This window comes from Acinetobacter sp. YH12046, assembly GCF_013419905.1.
Classification (GTDB): domain Bacteria; phylum Pseudomonadota; class Gammaproteobacteria; order Pseudomonadales; family Moraxellaceae; genus Acinetobacter.
The window spans coordinates 82,160-103,254 of the sequence record NZ_VOZF01000008.1 but is presented as its reverse complement, the minus strand read 5'-3'; the positions used below and the strand labels follow the sequence as shown (position 1 = coordinate 103,254).

At 42.7% G+C, this 21,095-nt stretch carries 15 protein-coding genes; 3 read left to right on the top strand and 12 right to left on the bottom strand.

Annotated elements, in window-relative coordinates; translation table 11 throughout:
- Positions 1 to 233: 233 nt before the first annotated feature.
- The 6 genes from FTU03_RS07215 to FTU03_RS07190 all read right to left on the bottom strand — a co-directional run bounded on the left by FTU03_RS07215 (position 234) and on the right by FTU03_RS07190 (position 7,114).
- The gene (locus FTU03_RS07215) at positions 234 to 1,547 is read right to left on the bottom strand and encodes a hypothetical protein (RefSeq protein WP_179992557.1); all 1,314 of its coding nucleotides are present in this window, start codon (positions 1,545 to 1,547) and stop codon (positions 234 to 236) included.
- Between the two features lie 296 nt (positions 1,548 to 1,843).
- A complete protein-coding gene (locus tag FTU03_RS07210) occupies positions 1,844 to 2,518 on the bottom strand; it encodes a 3-oxoacid CoA-transferase subunit B (protein WP_179992558.1) in 675 nt (224 codons plus the stop codon).
- Positions 2,518 to 3,186 carry a 3-oxoacid CoA-transferase subunit A gene (locus FTU03_RS07205; RefSeq protein ID WP_179992559.1) on the bottom strand — a complete coding sequence of 223 codons (669 nt, stop codon included), beginning with the start codon at positions 3,184 to 3,186 and terminating at the stop codon, positions 2,518 to 2,520. Before FTU03_RS07205 ends, FTU03_RS07210 begins: the two co-directional genes overlap by 1 nt.
- Positions 3,187 to 3,236: 50 nt before the next feature.
- Complete coding sequence (locus FTU03_RS07200; RefSeq protein ID WP_004785691.1) at positions 3,237 to 4,517, bottom strand: MFS transporter; 1,281 nt, start codon at positions 4,515 to 4,517, stop codon at positions 3,237 to 3,239.
- A 210-nt stretch (positions 4,518 to 4,727) separates the two neighbouring features.
- Complete coding sequence (locus FTU03_RS07195) at positions 4,728 to 5,927, bottom strand: acyl-CoA dehydrogenase (RefSeq protein ID WP_179992560.1); 1,200 nt, start codon at positions 5,925 to 5,927, stop codon at positions 4,728 to 4,730.
- Positions 5,928 to 5,959: 32 nt separating this feature from the next.
- Entirely contained in the window at positions 5,960 to 7,114 is a 1,155-nt protein-coding gene (locus FTU03_RS07190) for an acyl-CoA dehydrogenase family protein (RefSeq protein ID WP_034171043.1), read from the bottom strand.
- 569 nt (positions 7,115 to 7,683) lie between these two features.
- Between FTU03_RS07190 and FTU03_RS07185 the strand changes: the two genes are divergently transcribed.
- Complete coding sequence (locus FTU03_RS07185) at positions 7,684 to 8,520, top strand: IclR family transcriptional regulator (RefSeq protein ID WP_004785687.1); 837 nt, start codon at positions 7,684 to 7,686, stop codon at positions 8,518 to 8,520.
- A 124-nt stretch (positions 8,521 to 8,644) separates the two neighbouring features.
- Here FTU03_RS07185 and FTU03_RS07180 read toward each other — a convergent pair whose 3' ends face one another.
- The 5 genes from FTU03_RS07180 to betI form a co-directional block, all read right to left on the bottom strand.
- Positions 8,645 to 10,843: an OsmC domain/YcaO domain-containing protein gene (locus FTU03_RS07180; protein ID WP_179992561.1), complete on the bottom strand. Its 2,199-nt coding sequence runs from the start codon at positions 10,841 to 10,843 to the stop codon at positions 8,645 to 8,647.
- 355 nt (positions 10,844 to 11,198) lie between these two features.
- Complete coding sequence (locus FTU03_RS07175; RefSeq protein WP_179992562.1) at positions 11,199 to 11,969, bottom strand: hypothetical protein; 771 nt, start codon at positions 11,967 to 11,969, stop codon at positions 11,199 to 11,201.
- A 127-nt stretch (positions 11,970 to 12,096) separates the two neighbouring features.
- Positions 12,097 to 13,752 carry a choline dehydrogenase gene (gene betA, locus FTU03_RS07170; RefSeq protein WP_179992563.1) on the bottom strand — a complete coding sequence of 552 codons (1,656 nt, stop codon included), beginning with the start codon at positions 13,750 to 13,752 and terminating at the stop codon, positions 12,097 to 12,099.
- Positions 13,753 to 13,762: 10 nt separating this feature from the next.
- Positions 13,763 to 15,238, bottom strand: coding sequence for a betaine-aldehyde dehydrogenase (gene betB / locus FTU03_RS07165; RefSeq protein ID WP_179992564.1), 1,476 nt, complete (start codon positions 15,236 to 15,238; stop codon positions 13,763 to 13,765).
- A 21-nt stretch (positions 15,239 to 15,259) separates the two neighbouring features.
- Positions 15,260 to 15,838 carry a transcriptional regulator BetI gene (betI, locus tag FTU03_RS07160; RefSeq protein WP_005235723.1) on the bottom strand — a complete coding sequence of 193 codons (579 nt, stop codon included), beginning with the start codon at positions 15,836 to 15,838 and terminating at the stop codon, positions 15,260 to 15,262.
- Positions 15,839 to 16,109: 271 nt separating this feature from the next.
- Here betI and FTU03_RS07155 point away from each other — a divergent pair, with 271 nt between their 5' ends.
- Together FTU03_RS07155 and FTU03_RS07150 are read left to right on the top strand one after the other, a co-directional pair.
- The gene (locus tag FTU03_RS07155; RefSeq protein WP_179992565.1) at positions 16,110 to 18,146 is read left to right on the top strand and encodes a choline transporter; all 2,037 of its coding nucleotides are present in this window, start codon (positions 16,110 to 16,112) and stop codon (positions 18,144 to 18,146) included.
- 28 nt (positions 18,147 to 18,174) lie between these two features.
- Positions 18,175 to 18,783 (top strand): MarC family protein, encoded by a 609-nt coding sequence (locus FTU03_RS07150; protein WP_179992566.1) that lies wholly within the window; start codon positions 18,175 to 18,177, stop codon positions 18,781 to 18,783.
- Between the two features lie 64 nt (positions 18,784 to 18,847).
- Here FTU03_RS07150 and FTU03_RS07145 read toward each other — a convergent pair whose 3' ends face one another.
- Positions 18,848 to 21,013, bottom strand: a complete 2,166-nt coding sequence (locus FTU03_RS07145) for a TonB-dependent receptor domain-containing protein (RefSeq protein WP_179992567.1) — start codon at positions 21,011 to 21,013, stop codon at positions 18,848 to 18,850.
- Positions 21,014 to 21,095: the final 82 nt, after the last annotated feature.

Genomic DNA, 21,095 nt, shown 5'->3' with positions numbered 1-21,095 from the left:
CTCATGAAATACGGTATTCTGATGTGACAAAACCTGAATCCTGGTCGTTAAAGTGTTTGTTTGCACTCATATTTTAACTGTTAGGACTCAGGTTTTTTTATTTAAAGCAAACTATGGGACAGCAGTGACCATTAGGTCTCTCTTTTCTAGAATTCACGCGTATAACATTAAATTAATAAGGCAATACAACTCCTTCATCCACGTAGCAACGTAGCAGTTCTCTACATAAACTATTACTGTTCTCTACAAGTCGTATTCACCCCAATATTGATGCAGTTATAAGTAGCCTTCTGTCTATTGAGTGTTGGGAAACTTTGGACAGGCATGTTATTACTGAAATTTTTATACATTTCTGCCTGTTGATTATAGCTATTAGCAACTCCATTACTTACCTCGGTAATTGCATTAAATAAAGCAGTCCAGCCCTCTTGAGCCTTTTGTTGCTGTGCTAATCTCAATTGCTCTGCCTGTTGAGCTTGAAGTTGTTGGTTAGCTATATATTGTTGTACATCCGCTAATCGTTTTTGCTTTTGCTGATTTACAAATTCCTTTCCTTGCTCGATTTGATTTTTAAAGACTCCTAAGGATTTATAAGGAGAACAAATTGCAAAATAATTATCTTTTCCAACCTCTTTAATGTAGTTAGAAGAAGTACAAGTTAAATTGATATAAGTATTAACCTTTGTTTCAGCATCCAAAGTCTTTTTTAAATCGAAATCATTAGGATTACTAAATTTGTTATCGAGGTAGAAAATTTTATTTGTAACAAAATCCTGTAAATTCTGAGAAGGATTCACTAAAACTGGAGAATTCGAACTTAAATCAACAAAGTTTTTTCTACCATCATTAAATGATTCAAATGTATATAGTTTCTTCTTCTGCATTTGCACTACTAATTGCTGTTTTAGCAAAGGATCGGAAGTATAACTTTGTTCCGTTACATTCAATCCACCTACACTTGCATAGAATCTTCCTTGTGCGCCTGCATCATCGAAAGACATTTTTTCATACATTTCCTTATGATCGTAGTCATGAAAAATAATGCTTTTTTTAAACACATTGTTATTATCTAACATACCTTGGAAGAGTAGTCTATTTTTAGGTGAATTTTCCAAGTCACCTATTTGGAACATTTTATTAACTTTATCAAATTGATAAAAATATTGGGGTCGCTTTTCCCCCCCTTTATATTCTCCAATAGCTTCAACGTAGGTTTGTTTACCAATAGAAAACTCTCTTCCTAACCCTATTGCGTAACCATCTTTACACTCACCATCCCAATAAAACCTCACAGTAGGATCATTTTTTTTAAATAATGGAGATGCATATATTTTACACTTAGCCTTTTGAGTATCAGCCCAAGTTTCATTTTCTATTTGAGGTTGAGGAAGGCTAGCTTGAGATTTGTTCTGTGTATCTTCATCCAAGTATCTCTGAAATTCTGAAGGAGACATGGATTTATATGGTTGATTTCTTAAAGGAGCAGAAGAACTGCAACCATACAATGAAAAAAGAACAATAGCCCCGATAGAAATATTTCTAAGCATTTTTATAGTGTCCTATTCACTAAAAATAATAAAAAGTATACATAATGAAATTATAAAAATACTTTTTAGAAAGTATAAGTTTATACATTCCGTTATTCTTGATTTTTTTAAAAAAACTGGGTTTTTCCACCAATTTAATATCCATTTAACATAATGGCGATTATGCAAAATTTAGTTGTAAGCTAAAAATAGAAATGTCCGCTTTTAGAATACGCAACTAAGCGCATAAATATACAGCGTATAAAAAATCGCAGCCTAAGCTGCGATTTTTAACCATATTTAAATGATTTAGCTTATTATACGGATGCTTTTAACTGTGCAGCTGCACGGCCATCGAGCAACTTGCAACCTGTCTGTTGCTGAAGTTCCTCAAAACTCAAGCCATCGACCATTTCTAGCACCCAAGCCTGATTATCTTTGAGTTCAATAATACACAAATCGGTATAAATGCGGTCAACGCAGTTTTTACCGGTAATCGGATAAGTCAGCTCTTCCACAATCCGTGGTTCGCCATTTTTAGTGACATGTTCCATGCAAACATAGACACAACGAGCACCAACCGCCAGATCCATCGCCCCACCCACCGCTGGAACCGCATCCAGTGCACCGGTATGCCAGTTAGCGAGATCACCGTTCACAGCAACCTGAAAGGCGCCCATAATACAGAAATCTAAATGGCCGCCACGCATAATATCGAAGGAATCTGCAGAGTTCATAAAACTGCCGCCATCCAGCATGCTGACTAGTTCTTTACCGGCATTAATCAGATCATCATCAGCTTGATCAGGATCAGTTAAAGCGGTAAAACCCAGAACGCCATTTTCGGAATGCAGGATAATATCCTGTTCAGGCTTTAAATAACCGGCAACGCGTGTTGGTAAGCCAATGCCTAAATTCACATAAGAACCGGTCGGAATATCCTGTGCAACTTTTTCTACAATCTGTTCGCGTGTACGTTTTTGAATTGTCATTATTTGATATCTCCTACCTTCACCACATGCTGCACAAAAATACCCGGCGTTACGATAATCTCTGGATCAAGCTCGCCTAGCTCTACAATTTCATGCACTTGGGCAATTGTTGTTCTGGCTGCTTTTGCCATTAACGGGCCAAAGTTTCGGGCTGCTTTACGGTAGGTTAAATTGCCCCATTGATCAGCCTGATTGCCATAAACCAAGGCATAGTCTGCATGAATTGGATATTCCAGCACATAGTCCTTGCCATTGATATGGCGGGTTTCTTTGCCTTCAGCAATCTTGGTGCCGTAACCTGTAGGCGTAAAAATAGCGCCCAGACCTGCACCCGCTGCCTGGATACGGCAAGCCAAGTTGCCTTGTGGTACCAACTCTAGTTCAACCTTTCCAGCTTTATACAGCTCTTCAAACACCTTGGAGTTATTGGCACGAGGAAATGAACAGATCATTTTTTTCACCAGTCCTGACAATAACAGGTTGGTTAGACCACGGTCACCAGAAGCTGCATTATTATTAATAATAGTCAGATCTTTAGGACCAATATCAATCAAAGCTTCAATCAGTTCGATTGGCTGTCCTGCCAGACCGAAGCCACTGGTCATAATATGTGCACCATCTGGAATCTGCTTCAGTATGGTTTCGATATCCTGTGTGATTTTATTCATTTAATTGCTTCCTAGCATCTTCCTGTCTTTATAAATGTTTGATTAATCAATTAGTCAGCTTTTTGTGGGTCAAATAAACGGTTTTTAATGAAAATCGCCGGGATCAGGCCACAAATAAAATAAGCCACACTCATGATGAGTAGACCTGTACCAATTGAGCCACCTTGCGCAAAATAACCGATAGTTAAAGGTGCCAATACTGCGCCTAGACGGCCAATGTTATAAGCGCCACCTGTTGCTGTACCACGGACTTTAGTAGAGAAACTTTCAGTCATATAAGTCGCATTAATGCCATATGGAATACCGTAAAGGAATCCGAAAAACAGCATTAGCCATAAGATATTGTCCGGTGTGTTACCAAAGACAATGATAGGAATAAAGATTGCGGTGCCCATGGTACCGAAAGCAAATACAGCACGACGACCAATTTTATCCGCAATAATGCCCGCGATCACTTTGGTACACATCATGATCAGGAAGGTCCCAATCATATAGGTAGTCATTTCTTTAAATTTGATACCTAAGTCTGATTCCAGATAAGCTGGTAACCAGTTACTTACGCCGTAATAACCAAACTGTAAGAATGCGGTGCTGAACGACCAGAGGATGAACATGCGACGGCTTAAAGCATCGGCAAAAATCATTTTAAACGTATTCTTCGGTTTTTCCTGCACTACGCCGCTGGCTTTGGCTGCCAATCTTTCTTGACGTGCCTTTAACCAGGCTTGTGGTTCTGGTACCAGGAAGAACATGCCAATCGCAAGAACAATCGGAACAATGGCAATATAGTAAAGGTAACGCCAGCCTAGCTCTGGAAGCAGCCATCCTGCAAGTACAGTGGCAACGACTGAACCAAGTGTCCAACCTGTCATTAAGGCAGCAAGTACTGTAGAACGATATTTTGTTGGCACATATTCTGCCATTAGAGTATTACAGGCAATATAGAGGGCACCTAAGCCAATTGCTGAAAAGAATCGCAACCATTTGAATTCTTCATAGCTTTGAGTGAAGCCCAGCCAGAAGGTTAATGAAGAGAATAAAGCGATCGCAACAACAATCACCCGCACTCGTCCGAAGCGGTCACAAGCCCAGCCACCAAAAAAGCCACCAATGGCCATACCAGCAAGTGTCCAGCTACCGAGTGCACCTGCCTGAATACTACTTAAAGAAAATTCTTGTTTGAGGCTGGTTAGACTGTAGGCTAATAGTGCAAGATCTGCACCATCTACCAATAATGCTAAAAATGAAAAGATAAAAGCCAGAATCCAGACCTTTTTCTTAGGCATATTTTCTTCTGGTAGAAGGTTTTGTTGTGAATTAAGCGTATTCATAATGTCCTTTACACTTTGCTGGCACTCCTGTGCCCTTTAGAAGTTTATGTTTCACCTAATTAATTAAATGAAACATAGAATGTTTAATTGATCTTTAATTCTGAATCTGACTAGATTTTTAAAATCCATCCCAGAACTGGATTGGCTGACTTCAATAGAAGTCAGCCAAAACAAACTAGCCAGCAATGCTGGCTAGAGGTTGATCTGCATTTAGTTGGAGAATGCAGCAATTCCTGTTTGAGCACGACCTAGAATTAGGGCATGTACATCATGGGTACCTTCATAAGTGTTGACCACTTCCAGGTTCACCAGATGACGTGCCACACCGAATTCATCAGAAATGCCGTTACCGCCCATCATGTCTCGCGCTAAACGGGCAATATCTAAGGCTTTACCACAGTTATTACGCTTGATCAGTGAAGTACCTTCTACTGAAGCAATGCCTTCGTCTTTCATACGGCCAAAACGTAAAGCCACTTGCAGACCCAACGCAATTTCAGTTTGCATATCCGCCAGTTTTTTCTGGATCAGCTGATTCGCAGCCAATGGACGACCGAACTGTTTACGGTCCATGGTGTATTGATGCGCTGTATGCCAGCAGAATTCAGCTGCACCCATCGCACCCCAGGCAATGCCATAACGCGCACTGTTCAGACAGGTAAATGGACCTTTTAGACCACGAATTTCCGGGAACGCATTTTCTTCTGGTACAAATACATTATCCATCACGATTTCGCCGGTGATCGAAGCACGTAGGCCAACCTTACCGTGAATCGCTGGTGCAGAAAGCCCTTCCCAGCCTTTTTCTAGAATAAAGCCACGAATATCACCGACATTGCCTTCAGGAGACACTTCTTTTGCCCAAACCACAAAGACATCAGCAATCGGACTGTTGGTAATCCACATTTTCGCGCCCGTCAGACGGTAACCACCATCCACCTTTTTCGCACGGGTAATCATGCTGCCCGGATCAGAACCATGATCTGGTTCAGTCAGGCCGAAACAGCCGATAAATTCACCAGTCGCCAGCTTTGGCAAATATTTCTGTTTCTGCTCTTCAGAACCAAATTCATTGATTGGCACCATCACTAGCGAGCTTTGTACGCTGGCCATTGAACGATAACCCGAATCCACACGTTCTACTTCACGTGCAATCAGACCATAGCTGACATAGTTTAGACCTGCGCCACCGTATTGCTCAGGAATGGTTGGGCCCAGCAGACCCAGCTCACCCATTTCACGAAAAATCGTTGGGTCAGTTTTTTCATGACGGAACTGTTCTAGTACGCGTGGCATCAGCTTGTCTTGACAGTACGCATGTGCGCTGTCACGGATCATGCGCTCTTCTTCAGTCAGTTGCTGTTCCAGTAAGAATGGATCTTGCCAGTCAAATCTAATTCTTGTGCTCATTTTAATATTTCCAATATTCTAAAATTTGCTGCTTAAGCGGTTGCTTGTTTAATCATTTCACGTGCAATGATGATTTGCTGGATTTGAGTAGTACCTTCATACAGACGGAACAAACGCACATCACGATAGAAACGTTCAATTGAATATTCACTGATATAGCCCGCGCCACCATGAATTTGCAGACAGCGATCCGCTACACGGCCACACATTTCAGTGGCAAACATTTTCGCGCATGAAGATTCAGTGGTTACATTCTTGCCTTCGTCACGCAGACGAGCAGCATCTAGAACCATACATTTCGCCGCATAAATCTCAGCTTTAGAGTCTGCCAGCATGCCTTGGATGAGCTGGAAATTCGCAATCGGTTGACCGAACTGCTTACGTTCCACTGCATAATTTAAAGCATCTTCCAGCATACGCTCTGCCATACCTACGCTATAGCCAGCAATGTGCAGACGGCCTTTATCCAGGACACGCATTGCAGTTTTAAAGCCAATGCCTTCAACACCACCGATCAACTGATCTTTATGAACTTTACAGTTGTCAAAAATCACGTCACAAGTGTATGAACCGTGTTGACCCATTTTTTTATCAATTTTGCCCAGACTTAGGCCCGGTGTATTCGCTTCTACCAGGAATGCAGAAATGCCGCTTGCACCTTTGATATCAGGATTGGTACGCGCCATCACCGTAAATGTTGTTGCACGCGGTGCATTGGTAATAAAACGTTTGGTACCGTTTAAAATATAGTAATCGCCATCTTTAACCGCGCTGGTTTTTAAAGATGCTGCATCTGAACCTGAATCTGGCTCAGTTAAACAGAATGAACCAATGATTTCACCAGTCGCATAACGTGGCAGGTATTTCTGTTTTTGCTCTTCTGTACCGTCAATCACGATCCCGCTTGAACCGATCCCGTTATTGGTCCCGATCAAAGAACGGAATGCAGCCGATGTACGGCCTAATTCCATTGCGACCAGAATTTCCTCTTCCATGGTGATACCTAAACCGCCGTATTCCTCTGGAATAGTTAGGCCAAACAGACCCAATTCTTTCATCTGCTCGACAATACGCTCAGGAATCGCGTTGCTTTCTTCAACTTCATGTTCTAAAGGGACTAGTTCATTTTTGACAAAGTTACGAATAGTCGAAAGAAGTTGCTCAAGCATTTCCGGATCGCGAATCATAGGGATCTCCATGTTATTTAGTTCATCTGGGTAAATTCCTTTACCCTTTAATTTTAGTTTCGTAATACGAAATAAATAATCATAAAAATTCATTTTGAGCAAGAAAAATTATTAAAAATTTTATTTTTTAAGCAAAAAAGCAAATTTTTCTAGCTTTAATTAAAAATTATAGTTAGAATTTTATTTCACAATGCGAAATTTTTTAGATTGTTAGTAGATTTAGAAAAGAGTTAGATGATCTGAATCAGATCATAATTGATTCTATAAAAGCGCAGCTAGATAAGAATGTTTCAATTAAATCGTGCTGATGATTCTCGTTTTGATTGGCTCCATTTTCCTGAAATTTTATCTGGCGAACTTTAAATTTTCTAAAGATACTTAAAGATCATTACAGGTCTCAAAAACCTGTAAATTCTGCATGGTTTTTAGCTGAATAGCGCTAATTGACTTAAATACAGATAAAATGAGCACTTTTTTATTTATTTTTATCATTAATAGAAGTGTTTTATTTTGTATCGTGAAATTTAATTGCTATCATATTTATTAATTTACCTTTAATTGCTCTGACCATGACAAAAAATAAAACTGGCGAAATACCTAATTTTGATGAGATCCGTTTAGATCCGATTTCACATATTCATAGAGAAAATAACCCACAATTTATCGCGTCTATTGCACGTGGTTTAGAAATCCTCAGATGTTTTTCCGCAACGAATCAATTACTGGGCAACCAGGAAATTGCACAACTCACTAATCTGCCAAAACCGACTGTTGCCCGGATCACCAGCACGTTGGTTTCTTTAGGTTATCTAAAACAGTTACCGAATACGACCAAATACCTGTTGGACGTTGGTGTATTGGCTCTGGGTTATGCGGCGCTCAGCAATATTTCGGCACGTACACAGGCTTATCCATTTATGGAAGAAATGTCACGTTATGCGCAAGCGCCTGTCGCCATGGCAACACGTGATCGTCTGAGCATGATTTATTTGGAAGTCGTTCACACAGAGTCTACTTTGACCATGCGTCGTCCAGTTGGCTCTACCCTGCCTATTCATAGTAGTGCGATGGGCCGTGCCTGTCTGGCTGCGATGGAAGTTAAAGAACGTGAATATCTGTTTGATGCGATCAAGAAAAGAAATGAAGATCAATGGCCAACCATTAAGCGTAATTTAGAACGTGCTATTCGTGATTATCAGGATTATGGCTATTGCTTATCTCTCGGTGATTGGGCCAAAGATGTGAACTCTGTCGCAGTACCTTTAATTCACCCTAAACATGGTATTTTGACCTTTAACTGCGGCGCGCCAACTTACCTGCTCAATCAGGAAAAACTGGAAAATGAAATCGGTCCTCGTCTGATTCATATGGTTAATAACATTTCCCTGACTTTAAATAATATTTAAGCTGTTATTTAAGATTTAAATGGGCGGCAATGATCGCCCTTTATTTTTTCTTTTTTAAATTACTTCTAAAATTTTAGAGCAATAGAAAAATAGCCCATTCTAAGATGGGCTATTTTTTAAAGATTTAAAGACCAGCAAACTTGGCTCGCGCTGTATGCAGTTTCTTATAGCTATCAATTAAACGCAGATGACGATCCAGACCTTCAAGCTGCATATTGGTTTCAGCTAAACCGTAGAAACGTACTGTACCTTCTACTGAACCGAGGACTGCATCCATACGGGCATCGCCAAACATACGGCGGAAGTTGTGTTCATAGTCTTCCAATTCCATTTCATCATCCAGAATGACTTCAAGCACTACATTCATGCATTGATAGAACAGGCCACGTTCAACCGTGTTGGTATTGTATTGCAGGAACTGTTCGACCAAATCTTTAGCTTCTTCAAATTGTTGTAGAGCCAGATAGATCAGGAGTTTCAGTTCTAGAATGGTCAGCTGACCCCATTCGGTATTTTCGTCAAATTCAATCCCGATCAAGGTACGGATTTCGGTGTAATCATCTTCATCTGCTTCTTCCAGACGTTCAACCAGAGCTCCCAGCTGTTCATCATCCAGACGATGCAGGTTCAGGATATCTTCACGATATAAAAGCGCCTTATTAGTGTTATCCCAAACTAGATCTTCCACCAGATAAATTTCAGAATAACCCGGCACCAGAATACGACAAGCAGTTGCACCTAAATGCTGATAGACCGCCATATAAACCTCGTGGCCCATCTCTTCCAGAATGGTAAACAATTCCTGCGCTTCATCGGCATTTGAGTTTTGACCATTATTGGTGAAATCCCACTCGACAAAATCATAGTCAGATTTTGCGCTGAAGAAACGCCAAGATACGACACCACTTGAGTCAATAAAGTGCTCAACGAAGTTATTTGGCTCAGTGACTGCATTTGAACTGAAGGTTGGTTTTGGCAGATCATTCAGGCCTTCAAAACTACGGCCTTGTAACAGCTCAGTCAGACTACGCTCTAAAGCGACTTCAAGGTTAGGATGGGCACCAAATGAAGCAAATACACCACCCGTACGCGGGTTCATCAAGGTCACGCACATCACCGGGAACTGACCGCCTAAAGAAGCATCTTTGACCAGTACTGGAAAGCCTTGCTCTTCTAAGCCTTTAATGCCTTCAACAATCTTTGGATATTTTGCCAATACGTGTTCAGGGACATCTGGAAGTGCCAGCTCACCTTCCAGAATTTCGCGTTTAACCGCACGTTCAAAAATTTCAGACAGGCATTGTACTTGAGCTTCAGCCAAAGTATTGCCCGCACTCATACCATTACTGAGGTACAGATTTTCAATCAGATTCGATGGGAAATATACAGTTTCACCATCAGACTGACGTACAAATGGCAATGAACAGATACCGCGTGCTTTATTGCCCGAGTTGGTGTCATACAGATGAGTACCTAGTAACTCATCTTCAGGATCATAAATTTCACGGGTATGTTCATCTAAAACTTCTTCTGGCAATTCACCATTTGGACCTGGTTGGAACCATTTTTCATCCGGATAATGCACAAATTCTGCATTGGCAATATCTTCACCCCAGAACTGGTCGTTATAGAAGAAGTTACAGTTCAGACGCTCGATGAATTCACCCAGTGCAGATGCCAGCGCACTTTCCTTGGTTGAACCTTTACCATTGGTAAAGCACATCGGTGACTGAGCATCACGAATATGCAGTGACCAGACATTCGGTACAATGTTACGCCAAGACGCAATTTCAATTTTCATGCCGAGGCCTGCCAGAATCGCAGACATATTGGCAATAGTTTCTTCGAGTGGTAAGTCTTTACCCGGAATACAGGTTAGGCTGTCTGAAGCCAGATTTGGCATCAACAAAGCCTGCGCATCGGCATCAATGCTTTCAACTTCTTCTATGACAAATTCAGGACCGGTTTGAATGACTTTTTTGACGGTACAACGGTCGATCGAACGCAAAATCCCCTGACGGTCTTTTTCAGAGATATCAGCCGGTAGCTCGACCTGAATTTTAAAAATCTGTTTGTAGCGGTTTTCAGGATCGACGATATTGTTTTGGGACAGACGGATATTGTCGGTTGGAATGTCACGCGCTGCACAATAAACTTTAACAAAATAAGCTGCACACAACGCAGAAGATGCCAGAAAATAATCAAATGGGCCGGGTGCCGAACCATCACCTTTATAGCGGATCGGCTGATCGGCGATTACCGTGAAGTCATCGAACTTGGCTTCCTGACGAAGATTATCGAGATAATTGACCTTAATTTCCATGTGGATACCTAAATATTCTTATGTGCCACCACGGACAGATAAGATGCTAAATCTGAATATACAAGCCGAATCACGGAGGAGAATTTGACTCAAAAATAAAAATAACCCGGGTTAAACCTTCAACCAGTTAGTTTCAGGATAAGCTCGAGTAAGAATGGGCGCTATTATAGAATCATTTTATGAAATTGATAATGTTTGCTCGAATTTCCTGCAGATTTATCAAAATATCTGTTAATTAAATATTCAGGAAATCTGGCTTTAAGCCGGGAACAGGCTGTTTTTATTGATACTTGCTGTTCCCGACTGGATTTTATGGACTGCGAAATGCGTTTTTTAAATCAGATCAAGATCCAAATTAAAAATCATAGCCAATACCAAACACAGCGAGATCGCGCTGTTTATCACCAAAACGGTCGTAACCACCGAAGATATAATCACCAGACAAGGTCAACTTTGGCGCAACTTCATAACTCAATCCAGCAGTTGCATAACGGAAAGCATGCTGTTTGGTAGTGTTGCCCAGCTCATTACCTTCATATTTGCCTTCATCATTAAAATAACCACCCGCTGCACCGACATGCGCACCCAGCTTATCATTAATCTGATGGGTTAAATCCAAGGTATAAAAAGTATCACCCTGATTGGCATAGGCCACATCATATAAATAGGTCGATACACCCGCTGTAACACTGGTCTTGTCGTTTAGTGCACGACTTACATTCAGACCTAATTCATTTGAAGTCGTATGGCTGCCACCCGGATAATAATAGGTTGCATCCCAGAAATTCCAGTCGTAGTTTTCACTGCTATAGTTATAGCCCACGATAAAATCATGTTCGACTTTATCGCGACGATGTGACTTCTTGCCTTCCAGTTCCGGATAGGAATAACCTAAGGTTGAGCCCCAGTAACCGACATAAAAATTACCATAAGCCAGATTCAGCGCTGCCTGTAAAGCAACGTCATCATTTTCTGGTGCATTGGTCAGACCACGAGAGATGTATTTAGAAACTACACTGATGTTTCCACTGGTTTCAATTTTTTTTGCTTCCGCATCATCTGTAAAACAATAAACACTAGAAACAGCAGCACAGCCGAAAAGGACTGTTTGTTTGAAAATTCTCATAAAATATAAATTATATTAAGCAAAGAATGGATAACACTGAAACCAATTACAGCCCTATCCAGCTTTGGGTAAAAATAAATTCCGCTATATTCCTTGATGCAACAAGCAACAGGAATATAGCCATGACTTAAGCGCGTGGGGCCCGGTAGAAAGGCGCTGTAGAAGCAGGTAATGCCTGCTTGCCACGGATATGATCTGCAAGCTTTTCAGCCATCATGATCGTGGTTGCATTGAGGTTACCTGTAATAATGAGCGGCATAATTGAAGCATCGATGACACGCAGGCCTTGCATCTCATGCACACGCCCATAACCATCGACAACTGCCATATCATCCTCACCCATTTTACAGCTACAGGACGGATGATACGCTGTTTCTGCATGATTACGAACAAATTCATCAATTTCTGCATCAGTTTGCAGATTTTTGCCCGGGCTGATCTCTTCACCACGATATGGATCCAGGGCGGGCTGATGCATAATTTCACGGGTAATACGGATAGCATCACGGAATTCGCGCCAGTCCTGTTCAGTGCTCATATAGTTGAACAGAATGCTTGGATGTTCAAACGGATCTTTGGATTTCAGGCGAACCCGACCACGAGATGGTGAACGCATGGAACCGACATGAGCCTGGAAGCCGTGTTCATGAATAGCATTGGTCCCATTATAGTTAATCGCCACTGGCAGGAAGTGATACTGGATGTTTGGCCATTCGAACTCATCCGAAGAACGGATAAAGCCCCCGGCTTCAAACTGGTTGCTGGCACCAATGCCTTTGCCTAGGAATAACCATTCTGCGCCAATCATGGGCTGGTTATACCATTTCAATGCCGGATATAAGCTGACCGGTTTTTTGCACTTATATTGTAAGTACATTTCCAGATGGTCTTGCAGGTTTTCACCCACACCCGGCAGATCCTGAACCACGGGAATATCCAGACTTTTTAATAATTCAGCCGGACCTACACCAGAGCGTTGCAGGATTTGTGGAGATGCAATTGCACCTGCACATAGTAGAACTTCACGATCTGCAAAGACCTGAATCGGCTGTAAGGTATTTTGACCTTCAAAATATTCTACGCCAATCGCCTGATTACGGTTAAACAGAATTCGGTTGGTCATGGCATGGGTAATAATGGTGAGATTATCCCGGCCTTTGGCCATATCCAGATAACCACGTGCCGTACTGGAGCGACGACCTTGTGGTGTCACAGTACGATCCATTGGCCCGAAGCCTTCCTGTTGGTAGCCATTCAAGTCATCGGTACGTGGATAACCGGCTTGAACCCCAGCTTCGACCATGGCATGAAACAGCTCATTATTACCATTCTTAGGCGTTGCAACTGAAACCGGACCTGAATCGCCATGATAGTCATTGCCGCCAATATCGCGGGTTTCAGCTTTTTTATAATAGGGTAGACACTGCGCATAGTTCCAGTGTTCCAGACCTTTAAAGCTAGCCCACTGTTCCAGATCCATAGCATTACCACGGATATAGCACATGCCATTAATCAGTGAAGATCCGCCCAGACCTTTACCACGGCCGCATTCCATACGGCGATTGTTCATGTGGGGTTCTGGATCGGTCAGATAGGCCCAGTTATAACGGCGTCCTTGTAAAGGATAAGCTAAAGCAGCCGGCATCTGGGTTCTAAAATCCAGACGATAGTCCGGGCCACCTGCCTCAAGTAATAGCACCTTAGTATCTGGATCTTCAGTTAAACGCGCTGCCAGAACATTACCCGCAGAGCCCGCACCGATAATAATATAGTCGTAATTCATCAAATCCCCCTTATGCGCTAAATACAGACTGGAAAGGACTGAGTTCGACCTGAACCGATTTGGTCTGGGTGTAGTGCTGCAAAGTGACTAGACCATTTTCACGTCCGACACCGGAATGCTTATAGCCACCGACCGGCATTTCTGCAGGTGATTCACCCCAGGTATTAATCCAGCAGATACCTGCTTCTACCTGATGAATAATTCGGTGTGCACGGGCCAAGTCTGGTGTGACGACACCTGCGGCCAGACCATAATCGGTGTCATTGGCACGACGAATGGCTTCTTGCTCGGTGTCATAACTCAGGATACTCATGACAGGACCGAAGATTTCTTCACGCACAATGGTCATGTCATCGCGGCAGTCGGTAAATACGGTTGGCAGGACATAAGCCCCTTGGGCAAACTGTTCATCTTCGGCACGGCCGCCGCCACACAATAAGCGCGCCCCTTCTATCTTGCCTTTTTCGATATAGCCCAGCACTTTTTCCATATGCTCAAAGCTGGACACTGGGCCGAAATTGGTTTCAGGATCGAGAGGATCACCCATACGGATATGTTCAACACGCTGCAAAATCTTTTCTTCAAATGCTGCTTTCAATGCCAAAGGTACAAAAACACGAGTACCGTTGGTACAGACCTGACCAGAGCTATAGAAGTTGGCCATCATGGCAATATCAGCCGCTAGATCCAGATCGGCATCTTCACAGATAATCAGCGGAGACTTACCGCCCAGCTCCATAGTGACTTCTTTCAAACTAGAATTGGCAGCTTGCGCCATAACTTTTTTGCCGGTAGAAACGCCACCAGTGAATGACACTTTGGCAATATCGGGATGCGAAGTCAGATAACCCCCAATTTCACCACTACCAGTCACCACATTAAATACACCATGCGGTACACCGGCTTCAGTATAAATTTCTGCCAGTTTCAACGCAGTTAAAGGTGTGACTTCACTGGCTTTGAAAATCATGGCATTGCCTGCAGCGAGTGCCGGTGCAGATTTCCATAAAGCGATCTGAATTGGATAATTCCATGCGCCAATTCCAGCGACGACACCCAAAGGTTCACGGCGGGTATAGACAAAGGAACTGCTTCTCAGCGGGATTTGCTGGCCTTCAAGAACCGGTAGAATCCCCGCATAATATTCGAGTACATCTGCACCTGTCGTAATATCAACAGTCGATGTTTCACTAAAGGCTTTACCGCTGTCCAGGCTTTCTAATTTTGCCAGCTCATCATTACGTTCTCTTAAAATGGCGACTGCCTTATTCAAGATGCGCGAACGTTGAATCGCGGTCATTTCTGCCCAGACTTTTTGCCCTTGTTGTGCAGATTCAACCGCACGATCGATATCATTTTTTGAACAGACCTGCACTTCAGCCAGGACTTCGCCTGTTGCAGGGTTAATAGTTTGAAACGTGCTATTGGACGTTGCATCGACATATTGTCCATGGATATAAGGACGTTGCAGTTTGAATGTTGTCAATGGAATTCCCTCGCAGATTGTTTATTTGAGTTGTTGCCGGATATATTCACTACACAGTTCAATCGGCAGTTCTGGATCAATTTCGCCACTTACTAAAGCACCTCTTAGCCAGAATCCATCAATGAGTGCAGCCAGACCTTGTGCTGCCTTCTCAGCTTGATCCTTACTCAGCTTTTTCATGAATTCATATTTAAGATTGGAATGTAAGCGGTAATGGTTTATTTGCTGTAAACGATGTAAATCAGGCTGGTGCAGACTGCTGGCCCAAAAAGCCAACCACACCTTCATGGCCGCTTTATCCGTTTGTGGAGCAGTAAAATTGCCACGCACAATCGCCAGTAAGCGTTGTTCAGGGGCGTCATTCACCTGTGACTTGATTTCAGCAACAGATTTACCCAATTGCTGCAATAAGTAACGCATTGTGGCTTCAATTAACCCATTTTTACCTTGAAAATAATGACTTATGATGCCGGTTGAGACACCTGCCCTCTGAGCAATCTGACTAATTGAAGCTTCTGCAAAACCTAGCTCATTCACTGCAGCTAAGGTGGCATCGATCAGTTGCTGACGACGGATCGGTTGCATACCAACTTTTGGCATAGGACTAACCTGAATAACGGATGTAACAATAAAAAATCACTCTGCTAAAGCAAATAGCTGAATAATGTAACAATTCATAAACTCTTTTTTAATTGAACGTTCAATTAATAAAAATTATAGTGCCAGCTCACCCTTGATGTACAGCGCAGTTTGTTTTGGATTTGCAAAAGTTTGTAATTCACGAAAACAAGGAAGCTTTAGGGCCAGTTTTTGCTTTTAAATCACACTGCACTGTAGATCATCCGGCAACAAAAACGATGGTCAGAGATTTATGCAAAAGAAAAACGAAGAGGTGCAAGATAGTCTGAATAAGGTAGTCTTTTATTGTTCGGCGACGCTTATTCTGCTGTTTTCTATCATCACGATTTTATTTAATGAACAAGCCAATCTAGTCATTATTAATATTTTAAACTGGGTCAGTAGTACCTTTAGCTGGTATTACCTGCTGGCGGCAACGCTGTATCTGGTTTTTATTGTCTTTATCGCCTGCTCACGTTATGGCGAAATCAAGCTTGGTCCCAAACATTCTAAACCCGAATTCAGCCTGCTGAGCTGGTCGGCCATGCTGTTCTCAGCCGGGATCGGGATTGACTTGATGTTCTTCTCGGTCGCTGAACCCCTGTCGCACTATATGAGTCCACCAGTCGGTGAAGCTGAAACCTTTGAAGCCGCGCGTCAGTCCATGGTCTGGACCCTGTTTCACTATGGTCTGACTGGCTGGAGCATGTACGCGCTGATTGGGGTTGCGTTGGGATATTTCAGTTATCGCTATAATTTACCACTGACAATTCGCTCTGCGCTTTATCCTATATTTGGAAAAAGAATTAATGGCCCGATCGGCCATACGGTGGATACTGCTGCGGTACTCGGTACGATTTTCGGTATTGCCACAACCTGCGGTATTGGTGTGGTTCAGCTAAATTACGGTCTGCATGTCCTGTTTGGCTTGCCGGAAAATATCTGGATTCAAACTGCATTAATTGGTGTTGCAGTCATTATTACTATTATTTCCGTCACTGCGGGTGTCAATAAAGGTATTCGGGTTCTGTCTGAAATTAATATCTATGTATCAATCGGGTTGCTGCTCTTTATTCTCTTTATGGGAAATACCGAGTTTTTATTAGCGGCTCTAATTCAGAATTTTGGTGATTATCTCAGCCAGTTCCCGAAACTCTCTTTAAGCAGTTTTCCTTTTGAGCAGCCTAAAGAATGGATGAATAGCTGGACCCTGTTCTTCTGGGCATGGTGGATTGCTTGGTCGCCGTTTGTAGGTCTGTTCCTGGCACGTATTTCCCGTGGTCGTACTATTCGTGAATTTGTCACCGGGACTTTGGTTATTCCTCTGTTATTTACCCTCACTTGGTTGTCTATTTTCGGTAACAGTGCTTTATACAGCGTGATTTTTGATGGTAATACTCAGCTTGCGACAACTGTTTTAGAAAATCCGGCACATGGTTTTTATGACCTGCTGGCACAGTATCCAGGTTTCACATTTCTCGCAGGTGTCGCCACCATTACAGGTTTGCTGTTCTATGTGACTTCAGCGGATTCAGGGGCATTGGTATTGGGGAACTTCACCACTAAATTCACTAATATTGAGCATGATTCACCGCGCTGGCTCAGTGTGTTCTGGGCGATTGCGATTGGCCTGTTGACGCTAGCTATGCTAATGGCTAACGGTGTGACAGCATTGCAAAACACCACCATTATTATGGGCTTACCTTTTAGTTTCGTGATCTTCTTTGTCATGGCCGGTTTGTATAAATCCTTGCGGCTTGAGGATTTCCGTCAGGCCAGTACCAGTCTGAATGCTGCACCAGTCGTCGGTAATGTTGACATCTTTAACTGGAAGAAACGTCTGAGCCGGGTGATGTTGCATCCAAGCCTTTCACAGACTCGCGCCATGCTGGATGACGTCTGCAAGCCGGCCATTGAGGCAGTTGCGACTGAGTTAACCGATAAGGGTATTCAAGTGAATATTCAGGAAAAATCGCTTGAGGAAGAACCTGAACTGTATCATCTGGATCTCACCATTCAGCTGGATGAAGAAGAAAACTTTGTCTATCAAATCTGGCCAGTACGTTATGCCACACCGAACTTTAGTTCACGGGGTAAACGGACTAAACGCTATTACTATCGTCTGGAAAGTTACCTGTTTGAAGGATCTCAGGGCAATGATCTGGTCGGTTACAGCAAGGAACAAGTTATTAACGACATTCTGGATAAATATGAACGTCATATGATGTATCTGCACATCAACCGGATCAGTCCGGGTAAACGTCCACTTTTCCCGGATCGTGAAATCTAGGATCACTCAACTACGGAAGGATTGAATGATGTCAGCAAGTTTAAATGCCTTTGCCCTGTTTTTTTCGTTACTCAATCCATTTTTGATGAGTATCTATATGCTCGGAATTATTCGTAATTCCGAAGCAAAGGTCTTCAATATGGCATTGATTCAGGGCAGCCTGATCAGCTTTATTGTTTTCATCATTTTTGCGAAAACTGGCGAAGCCTTCTTCAATGAAGTGCTACATGCTCGCTTTGAATCCTTCCAGATTTTTGGTGGTCTGATTTTTCTGGTGATTGGTTATCGCTATGTCTTTGAAGGTGCGGATACCATTGGGGTGATGCGGGGTGCGCCGAATCATCTGGCGGGTACGATTGCCATGCCTTTTATGATCGGTCCCGGCACCATTTCAGCTTCAGTTATTACCGGTGTACAGCTCAGTTTAATGCAAACCATTCTGGTGATTTTCTTTACCCTGTTTCTGACCTGTAGCTTGCTAATTCTGATGAAATACCTGCATGATCATTTACAGCATAAATATTCCAACTACATTGACCTGTATGTCGATATTGTCGGTCGTGTTGCAGCACTGTTAATCGGAACCATCGCCATTGATATGATTGTGACAGGTGTCAGTGGAATTCTGGAAGGCTAGTTTTATATAAGCTGACAATAAAAAAAGCGGGCAAAAATGCCCGCTTTTTTATGAAGTGATGATTTTAAAATTTAAACGACACGCCTGCATAAGTCGAGAAGCCTTCACCCGGTGAAGATCGTGCTAGATCTGCACCTTTGTCGTCATAGCCTGGAATTACCACTGCTGCATATTTTTCATCGGTGATGTTCTTGAAGTTAACCCAGGCACTCCATGACTGATCTTCTGGCGCATATCCCAGATCAATACCCCAAATCTGATAGTCATCACTGAAGCGGCTATTGGCATAATCATGTGCCATCTTCGATGCATATTCTGTATTTAGACCCACATAAAGACCGTTATTCAAGGCATAACTGAGCTGTGCCTGATAAAGGTGTTTTGGAATTCCCGGTAACTGGTTTTTGCCAAATAAAGGATCGTTTTTATACTGGAAATCACTCAAGGTATAAGCCTGTCGTAGGCGAAGTTCACCCTGCTGTGATGCATACAATGGTGTATCCAGACTGAGTTCTACACCTTGATGAAGGGTGGGAGTTGCATTGGATTCTACAGCAATTGGTTCAGAAGGTCGTTCCGATCCATCCTCATAGGTTTTGATCAACTCTGAGGTTAATAACTCGTTTTTAACTTTGGAATAATAGTAGCTCAGTGCCCAATCACCCCAGGCTGACTGACCCCGGCCACCCAGTTCTAAAGTATTTGCAGTTTGCGTGTCCAGATAAATAGGTTCACGTACCCGCCCTGAAGCGACACCAGTGTCAAAATAGTATGGCGAAGACCATGCCATCGCCCATGGATGTGCCGGTTCAATACTACGGCTTAAATTGGCAAACCATTGTAGTGTTTCATTTGGCTGATAAGTCAGGCCAATACGCGGGGCGAAATTCCATTCATAGCGGCTAACTTCAGGACTAGCCACAGGATAAGTCACTTCACTCTCACGGTGGGTATAGGCTGCTGCCAATCCTAGATCAAGCTTAAACTGATCATTCAACTGAGTTTCCTGATCAAATTGCAGCACATTGTCTGAACCACGATAAGTATAACGGCGTGTTACGGTATCTGCCGGATAAAGCGTGCCATCAATTGTAGTATCGCGTCGAATTGTTTCGGTTACACCACTATTCGGACGGTGCGTGGTACTTCGAAAAGCAACTTTTCCTTGATGTTCAAGACCGAATAACTGATAAGGTTTCTCATACTGAACCCGCGCACTAATATCCTCATAATCGACATTGGTACGATAACTACTTTCACGTAGATCCAATGGATAATGGTGATAAGCCAGACTACCGGTCAGTTTGGCATCATCCTGCAAGTTCCAAGTGGTAGTATTTGCCAGCCAGGTACTGCCCGGTTGAATCCGCTTGGCATCTACAGCCAGATTAAAATCATTGGCTGCTTCAGGATTATTCTTGAGCTGTTCCTGGGTAATGCGCCCTGGCGTTAAATGTTTGCTTTCACGGTAACGGGCATAAAAGCGGGTCTCAATATCTGGACTGATCTGATAACCCAGATTAAAAGCTAGACCTTTACCATCACCTTCGGCATGATCCTGAATCCCATCAAACTGTGAACCCGTTACTGTCAGATAATAATCTAACTTATCGAGTTGTCGGCCAGTACTAAACTGGTATTTCTGATAGCCATGGCTACCCGTTTCATATTTTAATTCAGAGCCATTCTGCTCTGCACCAGTCTTACTTTTATAATTAACTGTTCCACCTAAGGATAATCCGCCCTGTTTTAAACCATTGGCACCACGGTACACCTCAACATGATCAATCCACCATGGTTCAAGCAGTTCATAAGCTGTACCACCCGGTCCGGTAAAGGGAATATCATCGATCATGACATAAGTTCCGGATGCATGTGCACCAGAAGTACGGTTAATGCCAGAACCACGGATAGAAATTTTGGCTCCTTCATTGCCCGGCGATTGGGCATAAATGCCGGGCTGGAGACGGAAGACGTCAGCAATGGTTCCCAGACGCTGATGTTCGAGCTGCTGATCTGAAATAAAATTGGTTCCTCCCGAAACGCTGGCAAGTTCGGCCGCAGTCTGTTGCTGGGAATTTGTATTTTGCTCAGTGGTCACCACAATAGTTTCCAGTTGCTGAACACTATCCTGTGCTAGCGTAGTTTCAGCATAAAGATGGCCTGAAAATGCCGACAGTATCATCAGGCTAAGCGGATTTTTCTTGAGAGGGATTTTTGTCATATTCATGGCGAATTTATACAATCCTGTATAAGTGATCCTGATCTGCTTTAGGACTTGGCTTAAAAATTTAAGCTGTAGCATAAATGAA

Coding starts and splice junctions, on each gene's coding strand:
- FTU03_RS07215 (WP_179992557.1), bottom strand. CDS start 1,547: ATGCTTAGAAATATTTCTATCGGGGCTATTGTTCTTTTTTCATTGTAT.
- FTU03_RS07210 (WP_179992558.1), bottom strand. CDS start 2,518: ATGACAATTCAAAAACGTACACGCGAACAGATTGTAGAAAAAGTTGCA.
- FTU03_RS07205 (WP_179992559.1), bottom strand. CDS start 3,186: ATGAATAAAATCACACAGGATATCGAAACCATACTGAAGCAGATTCCA.
- FTU03_RS07200 (WP_004785691.1), bottom strand. CDS start 4,517: ATGAATACGCTTAATTCACAACAAAACCTTCTACCAGAAGAAAATATG.
- FTU03_RS07195 (WP_179992560.1), bottom strand. CDS start 5,927: ATGAGCACAAGAATTAGATTTGACTGGCAAGATCCATTCTTACTGGAA.
- FTU03_RS07190 (WP_034171043.1), bottom strand. CDS start 7,114: ATGATTCGCGATCCGGAAATGCTTGAGCAACTTCTTTCGACTATTCGT.
- FTU03_RS07185 (WP_004785687.1), top strand. CDS start 7,684: ATGACAAAAAATAAAACTGGCGAAATACCTAATTTTGATGAGATCCGT.
- FTU03_RS07180 (WP_179992561.1), bottom strand. CDS start 10,843: ATGGAAATTAAGGTCAATTATCTCGATAATCTTCGTCAGGAAGCCAAG.
- FTU03_RS07175 (WP_179992562.1), bottom strand. CDS start 11,969: ATGAGAATTTTCAAACAAACAGTCCTTTTCGGCTGTGCTGCTGTTTCT.
- betA (WP_179992563.1), bottom strand. CDS start 13,752: ATGAATTACGACTATATTATTATCGGTGCGGGCTCTGCGGGTAATGTT.
- betI (WP_005235723.1), bottom strand. CDS start 15,838: ATGCCAAAAGTTGGTATGCAACCGATCCGTCGTCAGCAACTGATCGAT.
- FTU03_RS07155 (WP_179992565.1), top strand. CDS start 16,110: ATGCAAAAGAAAAACGAAGAGGTGCAAGATAGTCTGAATAAGGTAGTC.
- FTU03_RS07150 (WP_179992566.1), top strand. CDS start 18,175: ATGTCAGCAAGTTTAAATGCCTTTGCCCTGTTTTTTTCGTTACTCAAT.
- FTU03_RS07145 (WP_179992567.1), bottom strand. CDS start 21,013: ATGAATATGACAAAAATCCCTCTCAAGAAAAATCCGCTTAGCCTGATG.